The 1036-nt window shown below is 65.8% G+C and carries 1 protein-coding gene and 1 pseudogene; both read left to right on the plus strand.

The genetic code is table 11. The features are described from left to right. Positions 1 to 935 (plus strand): phosphate acyltransferase PlsX (gene plsX, locus RI841_RS13315; protein WP_310706108.1); only part of this gene is annotated, 935 nt, incomplete at its 5' end. A 5-nt stretch (positions 936 to 940) separates the two neighbouring features. Continuing rightward, positions 941 to 1036: pseudogene (locus RI841_RS13320) on the plus strand (malonyl CoA-acyl carrier protein transacylase); the annotation flags it as partial.

A 1036-nucleotide genomic window follows, 5' to 3' on the forward strand; every position in this document is an offset into this window, starting at 1 on the left:
TTCATGCATCGGAAATTGTTGCTATGGACGAAGCGCCCTCACAGGCGCTACGCAAGAAAAAAGACTCCTCGATGCGCGTGGCCATTAATATGGTGTATGACGGTACTGCCAGTGCTGCAGTTAGTGCCGGCAATACCGGTGCCTTGATGGCCCTGGCCCGGCGTGCCTTGGGTACGGTGGCGGGGATTCCCCGTCCGGCCATCAGCACCGCCATTCCGACTCGTGACCTGGGTCGCTGCTATCTGCTCGACCTGGGCGCCAACGTGGAGGCCAGTGCCGAGCGGCTAGTCGACTTCGCCCTGATGGGGGAGGTGATGGCTCGCCATGTGGACGGCCTCGTCGCGCCGCGGGTGGCACTGCTCAATGTCGGCGTCGAAGGCACCAAGGGCACACACAGCGTGCGCGATGCCGATGCCTGGTTGCGCCGACATCCGGACATCGCCTACCTGGGCTATGTGGAAGGCGACGGGATCTTCAGCGGTGTCGCCGACGTGGTCGTCTGCGACGGTTTCGTCGGCAATGCCGTGCTCAAGGCCAGCGAGGGTCTGGCAGGGCTGCTGGTCGAACGGGTCCAGGCAACCTTCGAGGCCCACTGGGGCAGTCGGCTGGTGGGGTTGTTGGCCCGTCCGGCGTTGCGGCGCCTCAAGGGCGAGCTTGATCCGGTGCGCTACAACGGTGCCAGCCTGCTGGGGCTGGCCGGGATCGTGATCAAGAGCCATGGCAGCGCCGATGCCACGGGTTTTCGCTATGCGGTACAACGGGCGGGGAACGAGGTGAGGCGCGACCTGCCAAGTCGGCTGGCTGCCGAACTGGACCACCGCCGGTCCCCTGTCGATTCGGCCGTCCGCGGCCGAGCCGAGAGCGGATCCAGGCCCGCTGGGCCGACCGTGCCGGGCGCCACCGGCATCGACGACAGTCAACAAGTGCAAAGGTGATCGACATGACCCAACCCCTTGCCCTCATCTTTCCCGGGCAGGGCTCCCAGCAGATCGGCATGCTACGCGAGCTGGCAGAGCGCTACAGCGTGGTGCGCACG

It is taken from the genome of Halomonas sp. (assembly GCF_031581305.1).
Lineage (GTDB): Bacteria > Pseudomonadota > Gammaproteobacteria > Pseudomonadales > Halomonadaceae > Halomonas.